Consider the following 13,370-nt stretch of genomic DNA (forward strand, 5'->3'; position numbering starts at 1 on the left):
AACCTTGTGATTTCGATTACTTGGACTTCGATAAAACCCACGCTTTCCTGCGGGCTTCAGCGTTCTTCACCGGCGACCAGCTAGACATGGAATGGGGTGAAGCGTCCCGGGTTTTCCGGAGGCAGTTTGGTTTGAGTCAGGCGACCATATCGAGGGTTTCGAGGGCCGCATAGTAGTTCGCTTCAGCCTCGGCAGGCGGGATGTAACCGATAGGGCCGAAGAGGCGGTGGTTGTTGAACCAATCCACCCAGCGCAACGTCGCCATTTCAACTGCGGATACGCTCGGGCAGGAGCGCTGGCGCCAGATGACCTCAGCTTTGTAGAGACCGTTGATCGTCTCGGCCAAGCACGCCGCGCTACCAGCGCAAGCCGATGGAGCGGTTTCTCGCTAACCATGAATATGCGCGGCTTGCCACGGCACTGCAGGATTACGAGGCGGAGCAGCCGCTCTATGTCGCGGCGATCCGCCTGCTGATCTTCACCGGCGCGCGCTGCGGGGAGATCGAGCAACTTCGCTGGGAATGGGTGCAGGAGCCGCGCCTGATGCTGCCGGACAGCAACACCGGCGCGAAGATTGTCTTTCTCAATCAGCACGCGGTCGATGTGATCACATCCTTACCGGATCGCAGGCCCACCGGCCTGCTGTTTCCGTCGTTCCGCAATCCCGACAAGCCGATTACGCTCGGCATTCACTGGTCGAAAATCCGCAACCGTGCGGCCTTGCCGGACGTGCGGCTTCACGACCTGCGCCACAGCTTCGCCTCGGTCGCGATCCGCGACAACATCTCGCTGATGGTGATCGGCAAGCTGTTGGGCCATGCGCTGGCAGAAACGACCACCAGATATGCGCATCTGTCCGACGAGATCGTCGCCGACGCAGCGGAGCGCGTATCCGGCTCCATCGCTCGCCTGATCGGAGTCGGGCAATGAACGCGCTGACCCTGCGAGGGATCGTTGCCGAGGAACTGGGCAGCCTCAGGCTCCATGTTGTCGGCAAGTGCGGTGGCTTGGGTGAGCTGCGTAAAACCTGCTGGATGCGTGAACTGCCCGGCTTCGGGACGCGGCACTATGCCAGCGGGCGCAAGGTCTACATCGTCCAGGCACGGATGGAAGGGCGCACCCGCACGGTGACGATTGGCAACGCAAAAGTGCTGAGCCGCGCGCAGGCGATGGATGTCGCTCGCCGCGTCCTGCTGCGCGCCCAAACTGGCGACAATCCGGCGGAGGAGCGCAAGCGGCTGCGCAAGGTGCCCTCCCTACCGCGATTTCTTGAAAACCTATTGGGAGCGGGTTTCACCCAAATGGAAACCGTCCACGCTCTACACCCACCGCTATTAAAAGCGGAAATACCTCGACCGGGCATTTGAGGGATTGTTCCTCGACGAGATCGAGGAACGCGATGTGCAGGAGTGGTTCAACCGGATCACCAACACGGGCGGACCTGGCGCCGCCAACCGTTGCGGTGAAATCCTTCGCGCCATGTTCAACAAGGCCGAGCAATGGGGCGTTCGGCCCGAAGGATCGAACCCTTGCCTCTACATCCGTAAGAACAAGGGGCGGAAGTGCGAGCGCTTCTTGTCCGATCAGGAGTTCCGACGGATTGCCGAAGTGCTTTAAAGGCACGGCAAAACCTTTGCGCTGCGATCAGCCTGCTGATCCTGACTGGCAGCCGCAAGTCGGAGATCACCTACCTCAAATGGAGCGAGGTGCGGGGAAGGCGCTTGCTGCTGACTGACAGCAAGACCGGCCCGCGCACGGTCTGGCTGGCCGAAGCGGCTGCATCCGTCCTCCACGCGCTGCCACGCCGTGAAAAGCAGCGGTATGTGTTCTGGAACCCGGCCACCCAGCGCCCGATTACCGACATCGGCAACTTGTGGAGCAAGCTGCGGGACGAAGCGAGCCTTCCCGGCGTCCGCATTCACGATCTGCGGCACAGCTTTGCCAGCCACGCCGCCGCCCATTCGGAAACGCTGCCGATGATCGGCAAGCTGCTTGGCCATGCAGACGTGCGGACCACGACCCGCTATGCCCATCTTGACGATGGGCACGTCATCGAGGCAGCGCAGCGCATCGGCGACTAGATCGAGCAAAACATGAGCGGCTCATATTCATTGAACCGTAACACTAAGTATGATAGTGGGCCGTTGCTGCATGACTGAGAACCCGCGTATCCGCATCTACACCAACCGCTGGTTCGCCAAGTTCGCGGCGAAGGAGAAGATCAGCGATGCCACGCTTGCTGATGCCGTGCATCGGGCCGAAGCCGGCCTGATCGATGCCGATCTTGGGAGCGGCCTCATCAAGCAACGCATCGCGCGCCAAGGCGGAGGCAAATCGGGCGGGTATCGCTCGATCCTGATCTTCCGCTCGGGCGAGCGGGCTGTATTCGTGTTCGCTTTCGCCAAAAGCGGCAAGGCGAACCTGAGTGCGGCGGAACTGAAGGTCTATCGCAAGGCTGCCAGCATCATGCTGGAGCTGGGCGATGACCAGATCGAAACGGAAGTTGAAGCAGGCCGATTGGTCGAGGTGAAAGACGATGAGCAAGGTTAAGGCAAAGACCTACAAGAGCGAGGCGATGGCCGCCGTCCATGAGATGATGGAAGGCCTTCACGACGCGGGCAGCATCGACAAGCGCACCATGCGCGAGTTCGATGAAGCCTGCCTTGCGCCTGCGCCGGTTCTGTCACCGGACGAAATCAAGGCTATCCGCGAGGCGGAGCATGTCTCGCAGCCGGTCTTTGCGCGCTATCTCAACGTGTCGAAGAATCTCGTTTCTGACTGGGAACGTGGAGCGAAGAAGCCGGGAGGCCCCGCGCTGCGGCTCCTTTCGATCATCCAGCGCAGCGGGCTGGATGCGGTGGCGTGAACTGGGTCAGCAATGTGGGAACAGCGGCGCGCATGGAAACTCGACGCTGGCGGAAGACTGATCGCTGTGAACCGACCATTGTCGTGTATGCTGACCAACCATCGCTTGACGCGTTGACAAGAATCGCGGCGCGCGGTGGCGATCCTCTGGCTGGACTTATCGACTATGCCCTTCTGGACGGTTCGGATGATACATGGGTACATGCGCTTCCAAACAATACCAAGCGCCTATCGGTGGATGAGCTAGGCCGGATCCTCCCTTCAGATGCCGTGTTCCTGGTAGGCGGACCGAGGGCTTCGAAGCGGATCGATCAGTTGGCGCTCGCGGGTTATCCCCACGTCTACAACCTCAACGAAATGGCGCGTAAGACGCCGGCCAAGCGACGGCTACTGGTCGCGCTTGCGCCCAGTTTTTCGGGAAGCAGGGTTCCCGCGATGCTCGACCCGATCGCGCAGACCGAGCCGCATCATACACTGAGCGAACCGCTTCATCCGCCGCTGCCCTCGCAATTGGTCTTTCTGGTCAACAGCTTGCCCAAGTCGGGCTCGGTGTGGCTGTGCGGGATGCTCGAACATGCGATGGATATCTCCGGTTCAGACCGAGTGCGCATCTCGCACTGCGCCGATCTCGTCTTTGACCAAAACCAACCCAATCTCGGTGGCGCGGTTTCGCTTGTGCGTGACATGCGCGACGTTGTAGTCTCATGGTTTCACGACGTCGCGAAATCCGATCTAAGAACCGGGTTCGAGCGCGCGCGCTATCCCGATATCGCCAGCTTCTATTTCGAATGCTTCGTCGGGCTGATCGGAAAATCGGATCGCTATTTCGGCGGCGACTTGATCGGGTGGATTGATCGCAACTGCGCGAATTACTGCCCGCTAATCAAGTATGAGGACATGGTCGCGGATCCGCAGCGGGCCCTGACAAAGGTGCTAAATGCTTGGCGAATCCACGTGCCCGAAGCGCAAGTGGCGGCCGCGGCGCGAGCCTTCGAGCCCTTCAGTCTACGAAAGTCAGGCGGTCCGCGCGATGGTTATGTCGGCAAGATGTACCAGCACGGCCACTTGCGTAATCCAGGATCGGGCAACTGGCAAAAAGAACTGCCGGCCGAAGTCTTGAGTGATATCGAGCGCCGCTTTGCCGACTACCAACAAAGGCTTGGCTACGCCTGAAACCTAAGCTGGCTGGCGCAACTGAGCGGACACGAAAGTGGCCACCGCGTCGGTCAACGTCTTAACATGGATTACACATTCAGTGGTCTCGCCTGATGCGAAGGCACCGTTTTCGACCAGTTGCGTGAGCTCGAATCCGCCCGGGCACATAGCATAATAGTCGCAGGTCTGCGCACAATGACGGTGGCTCTTGCCGAAATCGTCCATCATGCGCTCAAGCTTGTGTCCGCCGAGCATTTCGGCGAGCGTCTGCTCCTCGATATTGCCGAGGCTAAGCCCCTTTCCGTCGCCGTAAAGATCGGCCAGGAACTCGGCTTTGAGACCGGCATAGAAAGTTGTGATCTCGCCGCGAGCATCGCAGTTGAGCTGGCGCAAGGGCGCGGTTCCGGCGCGGAGGAATTCAGTTGGCTGGGGCGCAGTTGCAGCACGGATCCGCCCTAGCGTCTGCGAGAAATTTCGCACCGGCAGGTTGCGTCCCTTTGCGCTCTGCGCAAGCGATAGCATCGTTCGGTAGAATTCGGCATATTTTCGCGTGTCGTTGCGCGAATAGCCGATCTGTGGTCCTCCATCCGCGTGATTGGCGAGGATGTTAAAATGAAAATCGGTGAGGTCATCGGCGCGAGCGAGAAAGAAGTCAAAGAACTCTTGCGGCTGCGCCAATGTCTCTGCCGTCACGACTGCGATCGCGTTGAATTCAATGCCGCGCTCCGCAAGCAGATCCATCCCGCGCACGGCCTGTGTGTGCGAGCCGCGTCCAGACCAGTTGACACGCAGTGGATCGTGCAGTTCGCGCGGGCCGTCGCAGCTGACGCCAAGCCGCAAATGGTCGCGATGGCGCTGGAAGAATTCGCACCACTCATGGTCGATCAGCGTGGCGTTGGTCTGAAAATCGAACGTGATCCGGGCGGGCGTTCCCGCACCGTCATTGTTAAGTGCTAGGACTAGATCGATCGCCTCGTCATAATATTCGGGTGGCATCGAGAGAGGCTCACCCGAATGCCAAACGATCGAGACTTCGTCAGCAAGCAGTTCCAGTTGCTTGATCTGTGAGAAAAGCTCGCCGATCATCGGAATCGGCATTCTGTGGGAGAGTTTACGGCTGGCCGGACTCAGATCGCAATAGGTGCAATTGAGATTGCACAGCGGCGTCCCCTGAAGAACGATCATCTCGACCGGAAGGAGGTCAATCCGCCTAGAATCTATCACTTAACAATGCCCCCGCGCCGGATAGAACCGTGCTACTGTTTTGCCTCCGCCCTAACGCCATCATACCGAGGAAGGCGGGATGGTCTGTCGACGCCAAGCGGCAGCCAACAGACCAAAAAAATCAGCGGCGCATCGCCGGGCCCCAGCTCTTCTGGACAGAAGCGTCAGAAGTCATGACCGCATCCAGACGTCCGGAAGCAGCGGCATTCTTGATTTCTCTAAGGCAGTTCTTGATTGTATCAGACATGCTTTGTCCTTCTTGCTAATCGCTCATCGACGCCAGGATGCGTCAAAAAGGGATGATATCGCGCGAGACCATTGAGTCAAACGTTAGTGTTGTGTGCTAAATCCATTGCTTTCAACCGCTCGAGGCAAATAGAGTATCGGGCCAATTACGGCCGACGAACGCAAAATGGTGGGGGTGCGCGACGTGACTTCTCGTGCGGCAAAGCGGTATATCCGTCAGGCTCTGGAAGCTGGCGAGATTGCGGACTGTCGCCATTTTCCGGCGGAGGATCGAGCGGTCGATGCCGATTTCCTCCGTTCGCTGATCCTTGGCGGTTTGCCTACGGGGATGCGGATTGTGGGGCTTACGATCGAAGGGGCGCTGGATTTGCGCGATTGCGGGTCCGAAGCTCAGCCACTGCCTGCCTTGCGGATTGAGCAATGCAGTTTCGTTGCTCCCACACCTGCGGCTGGGCAAGGGGCGCTTTCAGCGGTCTCGCTTGATTTGTCGCGCTCGCATGTCGCTTCGCTGTCGTTGCACGGCTCGCGCTTCGTGAGCCTTTGTTGCCGGGGCATGGCCTGCCGCTCAGAAGTCGATTTGACCGAGGTCGGCCCGAGCGACGAGAGCGGGCTTTGCTGGATCGACATGTCCAACGCCGTGATCGGAGGAAACATCGTCGCGGTCGGGGCACACCTACAATCACCCCCGAACGATCCAATTGAGTCAGGCGAGCGGCTAACCTGTACCGGTCTTGTGTTACAAGAGGCCGAAATCGGGGGGACGCTCAATCTGTACAGGAGCAAGGTAATCGGTGGCCTTTCCCTTTATCTCGCGCGACTGAAAGGTGATTTGTGGCTTGGCCAGTGTCGTCTTGTCGCGAATAACGGATGGGCACTGAATGCCAACGATGCTGAAATTGGCGCGATTTATGCCACTCGAGAGCCCCTCTTCGCAAAAGGATGTGTGGCCCTCAACGGTGCGCGCGTCCGGTCGCGAATTAATCTTGAGAACGCCCGCATTTCCGCCGGCGAGACAATTGCCGTGTCGATGCGCAAGGCATATATCGGCGAAAGCGTGAGCCTTGAAAACGCGGATATGGAAGGGCGTCTGGGACTTGCTGGACTGCGATGCCAAGGCGATTTCAGTCTGCTCGGTGCGAGGATCGTGTCGAACGATCGCGATGCGCTGCTCGCCAGGGATGCTCAGATTCTCGGGAGCCTACATCTCTCGATCCATCCTCGATCGAAACGCCGGTTTAGTAGCAAAGGGCGCGTGATCCTCGATGGCTGCCATATTGGCAACGACCTCAATCTATGCGGCGCCGATCTTCACGGGGAATTCGAAGAGATAGAGGAGTTGGGTGACAAGCAGTATCATTCGGCGCTGCTTGCGGCAGATCTTCGGGTTGGCGGGTGCATCAAGCTAGGCGACAAGTCCGAACTGAACGGCGGGCAGCGCAGCCTCTGTTCAGAGGGCGCGTTGCGAATGCAGCGGGTCGAGGTCGGCAAAGACATTCAGCTGTTCAACACCAAGGTCGTAAGCATTGCGCCCAGGAAGAAAGTGCGCGACGCTGAGGCCACCGACGCGTCCGGCTCCGCACCCGACAACACCGCTTTCGACCTCAGCTATTCCAAGGTCGGTGGTATCTTGATCATCGGCGCCAACGATCTGACCGGGGCAGTGAACCTCTACTACACCAACACAGATTTTCTGTGGGACACGAGCAATGGATATCCCAATGCCGACCTGTGCAAAAAGGACGACGTACATCTCGTTGGCTTTTCCTACCGAGTGCTCATGTTGCCCGATATGGAGGACCTGAACGATCCTGCCAACCTTCGTAAGACCGTCAATGTGCGCAAGGCGTGGCTTGAGCGCAGCCCCTACGATGCACAAGATTATGCTACTCTCGCCCGCGCCCTGCGGCGCAGCGCGCTGACCGACGAGGCGCGTGAAATAATGATCGCGCGTTTCGTCCGCGAGTTGGCCATGTTGGCGCGCGGGGTTAATGACCGGAAAGCTATGCCCTCGAAAACGGGTGTCGACGAGACAAGGTCACAGGCTTTCTGGCAACGCGTGGCGGCGCTCGCGCTCGCCGTCCCCAGTTATCTATTCGCGCAGCTTGCCGATATTGCTAGGTACGTTGTGATGCAGGTCTATCGTCTAACGTTCGGTTTCGGGCTGGACCCCCGCCGCGCGACCTTGACACTGCTCGTTTTCTTTGTGCTCGGCTGCTCCGTGTTCGCTGACGCTAATCGCAAGAAACTGATGATCGTCGACCAGCAGCCCGTGGCAACGCTCTCCGACCGATCGGCGATCGGCGCCGGACTGACCAACGAAGTCGCAGACAACGTACCTTGCGGAGACATGATCGCCCCGAGCCTGTTTGCGCTCGACGTGTTCATTCCTCTGGTCGATCTGCGCCAGGAATCCAAATGCGAAATCGGCGTAGCCGAAGGGACCAGGGCCACGGCCTCGGAGGCGGACTTCTTGAAGTTCTTCAAGGCCTTTTATGCGTTCTGCGGATGGATTGTGATTTCGCTTTCGATCCTGACTTTTTCCGGCTTTCTTCAGCGCCGCAACGAATTGCTGGGGGGCGATACGTGAGCCATGCGGAGGCAGGAACCGCGGGTCGATTGTTGATCGATAGCGAGGCTGCAGCAGACCTCAGCATTGGCGAAATTCGCGATGCAGTTCTGCCATTGATTCGCAGCAATATCTACCGCGTCGATGTCGACAAGCAGGCGATCGAGATTGACGGGCCGGATGTCTCCCATCAGCTACTCGATCCTGACTTGGAGGATGGCCTTCGATGGCTTGGCGTCGGATCGGGCGCACGGTCGCGTTTCGATTTTCGCGAGCAGCGAAGCCGTCTTATGCTCGCACTCGAAGATAGCTGGTGCGGGGTATTTCTGGCCAACCATCTTGCCACGCTGCGATCCGAAGAGCCGCTCACGATTATTCATCTGGACGACCACACCGACATGATGTCGACGCTACTGGTTGTCGAGCAAAGTGCTGACGGCTCGTCAGCGCTTGAGGATCCACTTACCGGGGTGCCGTTCGATCCCGCATCGCCCGCTGACTGGCACAGTGCGATCACCAGTGGAGCGATCACGATTGGCTCGTTTCTCACACCATTCTTTGCGCTTGATCGTATCGTAGAAGTTTTTCACCTCAAGGCCGATCTCGAAAAGGCCGAAACCTTTGCGGTCGCTCCGCATGTGGTGGACCACGATTTGCTGGCAGGGTATCGGTTCCATGCGATTGAGCTGGGCGACAGCGCAGCCGACGCGAACCCAAAACGCCTCTATCGCCGATCGAATGACGCGCACGAACTGCTGGCACAGCTAGCGGAAGATCGCCGCGCCGCTATCCATATCGACCTCGACTATTTCCTTAACGATTACAACGGAAACGCATGGCAGGTGGGCGAGATCGACATGGTTGCGATGCGGAAGTCTGCACTTGAGCGACTGGACCATTTCTTCTCCGCCTTCGACCGATCTGGCATCTCGATCGCGTGCTGGATGATCGGCGTGTCGCCCGGTTTTTGCAGCGCGCGCCACTGGCGGTTCCTCATCGAAGAGATTGAACGGCGGATCACCGATCTCGAAGCTTCTCCGGCGAGGCACTGTACGCGCGCCTAATCGGGCACGTCCGCCGAAGTGAAACAGGCGGTCAGCATCCAGATATGCTCGCCCTCCTGCAATCGATGACGACGATGCCAGAAGCGGCTGCCACGGCCGAACATGATCGCGCCCTGCGGCGTGGCAATGATCTTGAGCAGCGCGCCGGGAGCATCGCCGTCATCAGCATAGACTGAAAGATTCAGACCAGACGCCTGCTTGTCGGGGCGAAACGGCGATGCGCTCAGGTAAAACAGCAGAGTGACTTCGCAATTGGAAGCATCGTCGCGGTGGGTTTCGAGAAAATCTCCCGCCTCGAAAAAAGTATAGCAGCTGGCGTCGGGGCAATAGCGAAACCGACGTCCGAAGACGGGTTCGAGCAAGGCCGCTGAAGCCATGCTCCCGAGCACGTGGATTGCAGAGGGCCCAAGCGGGGCTACACGCGAACTGTAAGGCAGATCGGCGCTTTCCGATACCGCGCGCTTTGCCTCGGCACGCCTACAGCACGCCTCGCGGGCAAGTTCTTCAAGCGTTTCGGAGGACATGGCATCGGGAAGACAATGAAACCCGAAATAGTCGATGGATTGCCGGATACCGGGCAGTTGCGCACCGTCTAGCCTTGATATCGCGGTTACATGGGCAGCCTGCGTCATATTGATCGTTGATCCAACGGAAGAAATCGCGAAGACTTCGATAACTTGTCGATCGAGTTAGGCAAGGAGGGGCATGCGTGAGGGACGGTTCGACGCGATGACAATTGTAAACATGGATTCCGCTCCCGAATACGGAATTGCGGCGGATGTCGTCGTCGTTGGCGGTGGCATGGCCGGGCTCACCTTGGCCCGCAAATTAGCTCCCGGTCGTCGCGTTGTTGTGCTCGAGCGGGGTGGTGCAGCGCCGGGGGCGGTCGACCCCGCCTGTGCCGACGGTGAGGTCGCAGGGCTGCCCTATCCGCTAGGCGAGATCCGCGATTTTCGTCTCGGAGGGTCCAGCTCTGTCTGGGCAGGATATATCGCGCCACTTGATCGCCGCGACTTTGCGATCGGCACTGGAAAAACTGAGCTTTGCGGTTGGCCGATCGAATTTGACGAACTAGCCATCTACGCGGATGAAGCCGCGTCGTTGCTCAACGTTGCGAGCGCGGACTTTGCTCCCGACCTGATGGATCTACCCGCAGCACTGCGCAAGCAACTGTCTCCCCATGGGGTCGATCTGCGATATTGGCGCTTCAGTAAGCCCATCGTGCGTATGGCCGACAACTGGTCTCAAGATCTGGCGCGGAGCGCTGAAATCACCGTCCTGACAGGCGCACGCGCGATTGAGATTTTGCTGACCTACGCGCAGAACGAAGTCGAGGCGATCACCTGCATGGCTGCCGACGGATCACGCTTCGACGTTCGCGGAAGCCTTTTCGTACTAGCATCAGGGGGTTTGGAGACGCCGCGTCTGATGTTGGCATCGCAAAGTCGGAACCCTGCTGGCGTCGGCAATGATGAAGGGATGGTCGGTTCCTGCTTCTGCGAGCATCCGCACCTCACGGTTCCAGGGTTCGAACTGGCGACCGACAGCGCGTTGAGCGCTTACGCGACTACCCGCACTCTGCGCGATGGCTCGCCTGCAACAGTAAATATCGCGCTTGATGCGGGCGCTGCGAACCTCAACGCACGAGCTCACTTTTTCCGCACGCCTGCCATGGCCGAAGACGCCGTTCCCAAGCTCGGCATCTTTTTTGAGCAGTCGCCGTTTATTAAGAGCAGGGTACTTCTCGGGAACTGCTGCGATAGCAGTGGGGTGCATCAGTTGGTCCTGGATTGGCGCATTGCTGAAAAGGATGTCGAGGAGTTTGCTGCTATCGCCAACACGCTGTCTGGGGCGCTCGCTCGTGCCGGCCATGGACGTTTCGTCCGTGAGCTCCACCCGGCCGACATCGGACCGGAGCTTATCCTGCATTCCAATCACCAACTGGGCACGACGCGTATGGCCGTTAACGCCGGACAAGGTGTTGTTGACCGCAATGCCCGCGTATTCGGTGTCGACAATCTCTACGTGGCGGGTGGCAGTATCTTTCCTAGGGTCGGCTGGGCTAATCCCACCTTTACGGCCATGCAGTGTACGCTACGACTTGCAGATCATATTGCGGAGTCAGTCTGAAAATGAACGTCCTCTCACCCCCGAATGGCGGAATGTCCCATGTCGGTGTCGCGACCCACGATATGGAAACGACCATCGACTTTTACACCGGAATTCTCGGCTTCCCGGTAGTTGCCGATCACGTTACCGAGATTGGCCAGGGAGGAAGGGTGCGCCAAGTCTACTTCGATATCGGTGCGGATACATATTTCGTGTTCATGGAATCGAAAGGCGTGCCCGACATTCCCGAAGATTTTCCGACCGGGATCAACGAAGCTCTCGGCACGCCCGCAGGGATGTTTCACTTCTCGTTCAAGGTGGAAACTCGCGACGAACTGGCATCGCGCCAAAAGGCGCTCGGCAATCTAGGTGTAGAGGTTTCGGACATCGTCGACCTCGGTCACGCGGATTCGATCTTCTTCTTCGACCCCAATAATCTGCAGCTCGAATTCTGCTGGCATTCAAGGCAATTCGACGCTTCGGACATGGGCAAACGCGCCAGTGCGGATCTGGCCTAGACGGTGGATTTTGTTAGAACCTATAGCAGCTTCGACCAGGGCGTGCGCGAAGGCATGGCTACCGATGAAAAGGTGCGGCTACTTCGGATCGAAACGCCGCTCGCTGATGATCGGCTTAAGGCACTGTTCGAAGCTCCAGAATGGCCACTCGATCTGCTCGACAGCTTGCAAATGCCCGCCGGTAGCAGGTGGCTTTTCACTGACGATAGCGACGAAGAACGGCCATTCACTCTGCGCGACCGGGATGCCGTAGTAAGTGCATGCGGCCTTAAAAGAGCTCCGCTTGGCAGCTTTAGGCTGACCTGGTGGATTCGCAAATATGCAGAGCGATCCTCCCATATCGGGTGTGCGGACTGGTTATGCGATTTGGCCGACCGGAATAGAGGAAGCGGCCCTCTGGCTAAACTGCTCACGCGTGCACTAAGTAACACCGCGTTTCTGGCCGCTCAAGCGGGTAATGGCCTCGCAGTCGAGCAGCTGACAATGGTGGTCAGCAAGGATCCCACATCGGGACCGCTAGTCCTCACTCCACACATCCATGCCGACGAATATTATGGAGCCATGGAAAGTGCGATATGCTCATTCTTTGCCGAGGCAAACCCCGGGCGCGAAGCGCGCGGGACGCTGTTTTTCCCAACTCTCGTCGCTGGCGATCTCGGTAAAAGCGGCCGGATCGAAGAAATGGAATTCGTCGCGCGGTTTGGCCTTGCCGACGTCTATGCCTCCGCATCAGGCGAGCTTTTAATCTATGACGGAATGCAGTCACTAGATGGAGGGATCGACCTGACTCGAGGGTTGCCTCACGTGTCGGGTGACCGGAAAGGACGTACTTGTCGTCTGATCATCTTGATGCGGTATGAGAATAGTCGACGCGGCACTGTTAACGAGATTGCGTAGACTACTGCAACCGACTTTATCTGGATATCTCCGGTAACTCTGATCGGACATCAAGGACAGTTAACAGCTCATGCCATTTTCTTGCTGTTCACTAAATTGACCTTCTGACAGCAATGCGGCGTCTCAGTTGATGCACCATCACCACCCCGCCGAGGCCCATATAACTCCCGCAGTTTGCTTTAACGCGATGGCTATCTGTTACCAATTTGGTCCCGGTTAGAACAAACATACATCCTCGACTCTTCTCCTCAAGCCCGGTTTGGGCTTGGTCTGAGCCCAAGGTTTCTACCACCTATGAGGAGAGCCTCGGGCCGGTTTGATGCCCATCGCTGGGCGTGATGGCAACCACCGTATTGGGGGCATGCCCCCAATACGGTTTGCCGATTGATCCTGCCCCCATCTCCGCCGGGGTCTTGTTCCCGAGACTCGAGTGGGGCCGGAAGTGGTTGTAGTCGTGCCGCCAGGCTTCCAGCTCCTGGCGGGCGTGGCAGAGGCTGGTGAAGATCGTCTCGTTCAAGAACTCGTCCCGCAGGCGCGCATTGAAGCTTTCGATGAAGCCATTCTGGTATGGCTTGCCCGGCGCGATGTAGTGCCACTCGACATTGCGCTCCTTCGACCAGCGCAGGATCGCCATGCTGGTCAGTTCGGTCCCATAGCACATTGGGAAGCGGTCCCTCGAAGGGCCGCATCGCCTTGATGAAGACAAGGGCGCGTAGCGCCTGCCGG

16 protein-coding genes and 1 pseudogene are annotated in these 13,370 nt (G+C 58.5%); 12 read left to right on the top strand and 5 right to left on the bottom strand.

Features of this window, described 5'->3' with window-relative positions; genetic code table 11:
* Window positions 1-136: 136 nt before the first annotated feature.
* Window positions 137-346, bottom strand: a pseudogene (locus B2G71_RS23205) (IS3 family transposase); the annotation flags it as partial.
* A 26-nt stretch (window positions 347-372) separates the two neighbouring features.
* On the opposite strand from B2G71_RS23205, the gene B2G71_RS23210 reads away from it, so the two are divergent.
* The 7 genes from B2G71_RS23210 to B2G71_RS23240 all read left to right on the top strand — a co-directional run bounded on the left by B2G71_RS23210 (window position 373) and on the right by B2G71_RS23240 (window position 4,038).
* On the top strand, window positions 373-930 hold the full coding sequence (locus B2G71_RS23210) for a site-specific integrase (protein WP_240530327.1): 558 nt from the start codon (window positions 373-375) through the stop codon (window positions 928-930).
* Window positions 927-1,367 (top strand): integrase arm-type DNA-binding domain-containing protein, encoded by a 441-nt coding sequence (locus B2G71_RS23215; RefSeq protein ID WP_206049500.1) that lies wholly within the window; start codon window positions 927-929, stop codon window positions 1,365-1,367. Before B2G71_RS23210 ends, B2G71_RS23215 begins: the two co-directional genes overlap by 4 nt.
* Before the next feature lie 4 nt (window positions 1,368-1,371).
* Window positions 1,372-1,617, top strand: coding sequence for a hypothetical protein (locus B2G71_RS23220; protein WP_098109034.1), 246 nt, complete (start codon window positions 1,372-1,374; stop codon window positions 1,615-1,617).
* Window positions 1,563-2,081 carry a site-specific integrase gene (locus tag B2G71_RS23225; RefSeq protein ID WP_098109035.1) on the top strand — a complete coding sequence of 173 codons (519 nt, stop codon included), beginning with the start codon at window positions 1,563-1,565 and terminating at the stop codon, window positions 2,079-2,081. Before B2G71_RS23220 ends, B2G71_RS23225 begins: the two co-directional genes overlap by 55 nt.
* Before the next feature lie 70 nt (window positions 2,082-2,151).
* Entirely contained in the window at window positions 2,152-2,550 is a 399-nt protein-coding gene (locus B2G71_RS23230) for a type II toxin-antitoxin system RelE/ParE family toxin (protein WP_240530328.1), read from the top strand.
* Window positions 2,537-2,866 carry a DNA-binding transcriptional regulator gene (locus B2G71_RS23235; protein WP_098109037.1) on the top strand — a complete coding sequence of 110 codons (330 nt, stop codon included), beginning with the start codon at window positions 2,537-2,539 and terminating at the stop codon, window positions 2,864-2,866. Before B2G71_RS23230 ends, B2G71_RS23235 begins: the two co-directional genes overlap by 14 nt.
* A complete protein-coding gene (locus B2G71_RS23240; RefSeq protein ID WP_098109038.1) occupies window positions 2,863-4,038 on the top strand; it encodes a sulfotransferase domain-containing protein in 1,176 nt (391 codons plus the stop codon). The genes B2G71_RS23235 and B2G71_RS23240 overlap by 4 nt, the downstream gene beginning before the upstream one ends.
* Window positions 4,039-4,041: 3 nt before the next feature.
* Here B2G71_RS23240 and B2G71_RS23245 read toward each other — a convergent pair whose 3' ends face one another.
* Together B2G71_RS23245 and B2G71_RS24780 are read right to left on the bottom strand one after the other, a co-directional pair.
* The gene (locus tag B2G71_RS23245) at window positions 4,042-5,205 is read right to left on the bottom strand and encodes a radical SAM protein (protein WP_098109039.1); all 1,164 of its coding nucleotides are present in this window, start codon (window positions 5,203-5,205) and stop codon (window positions 4,042-4,044) included.
* A 160-nt stretch (window positions 5,206-5,365) separates the two neighbouring features.
* A complete protein-coding gene (locus B2G71_RS24780; protein WP_276306940.1) occupies window positions 5,366-5,491 on the bottom strand; it encodes a hypothetical protein in 126 nt (41 codons plus the stop codon).
* Window positions 5,492-5,656: 165 nt separating this feature from the next.
* Here B2G71_RS24780 and B2G71_RS23250 point away from each other — a divergent pair, with 165 nt between their 5' ends.
* Together B2G71_RS23250 and B2G71_RS23255 are read left to right on the top strand one after the other, a co-directional pair.
* The gene (locus B2G71_RS23250; protein WP_168176472.1) at window positions 5,657-8,077 is read left to right on the top strand and encodes a hypothetical protein; all 2,421 of its coding nucleotides are present in this window, start codon (window positions 5,657-5,659) and stop codon (window positions 8,075-8,077) included.
* Complete coding sequence (locus tag B2G71_RS23255; protein ID WP_141521688.1) at window positions 8,074-9,120, top strand: hypothetical protein; 1,047 nt, start codon at window positions 8,074-8,076, stop codon at window positions 9,118-9,120. The genes B2G71_RS23250 and B2G71_RS23255 overlap by 4 nt, the downstream gene beginning before the upstream one ends.
* On the opposite strand, the gene B2G71_RS23930 is transcribed toward B2G71_RS23255, so the two are convergent.
* Window positions 9,117-9,752: a hypothetical protein gene (locus tag B2G71_RS23930; protein WP_141521689.1), complete on the bottom strand. Its 636-nt coding sequence runs from the start codon at window positions 9,750-9,752 to the stop codon at window positions 9,117-9,119. The two genes, B2G71_RS23255 and B2G71_RS23930, sit on opposite strands and share 4 nt — an antisense overlap.
* Window positions 9,753-9,825: 73 nt before the next feature.
* On the opposite strand from B2G71_RS23930, the gene B2G71_RS23265 reads away from it, so the two are divergent.
* The 3 genes from B2G71_RS23265 to B2G71_RS23935 are packed head-to-tail and all read left to right on the top strand — an operon-like array spanning window position 9,826 to window position 12,644.
* A complete protein-coding gene (locus B2G71_RS23265; protein ID WP_098109043.1) occupies window positions 9,826-11,250 on the top strand; it encodes an FAD-dependent oxidoreductase in 1,425 nt (474 codons plus the stop codon).
* Between the two features lie 32 nt (window positions 11,251-11,282).
* Window positions 11,283-11,747 (top strand): VOC family protein, encoded by a 465-nt coding sequence (locus B2G71_RS23270; protein ID WP_276306941.1) that lies wholly within the window; start codon window positions 11,283-11,285, stop codon window positions 11,745-11,747.
* 54 nt (window positions 11,748-11,801) lie between these two features.
* Entirely contained in the window at window positions 11,802-12,644 is an 843-nt protein-coding gene (locus tag B2G71_RS23935) for a hypothetical protein (RefSeq protein WP_141521690.1), read from the top strand.
* Between the two features lie 292 nt (window positions 12,645-12,936).
* On the opposite strand, the gene B2G71_RS24700 is transcribed toward B2G71_RS23935, so the two are convergent.
* Window positions 12,937-13,370, bottom strand: a 434-nt coding sequence (locus tag B2G71_RS24700; RefSeq protein WP_240530329.1) for a transposase, incomplete at its 5' end; no start/stop codon positions are given.

This window comes from Novosphingobium sp. PC22D, from assembly GCF_002556635.1.
In the GTDB taxonomy this organism is placed as follows: Bacteria; Pseudomonadota; Alphaproteobacteria; order Sphingomonadales; family Sphingomonadaceae; genus Novosphingobium.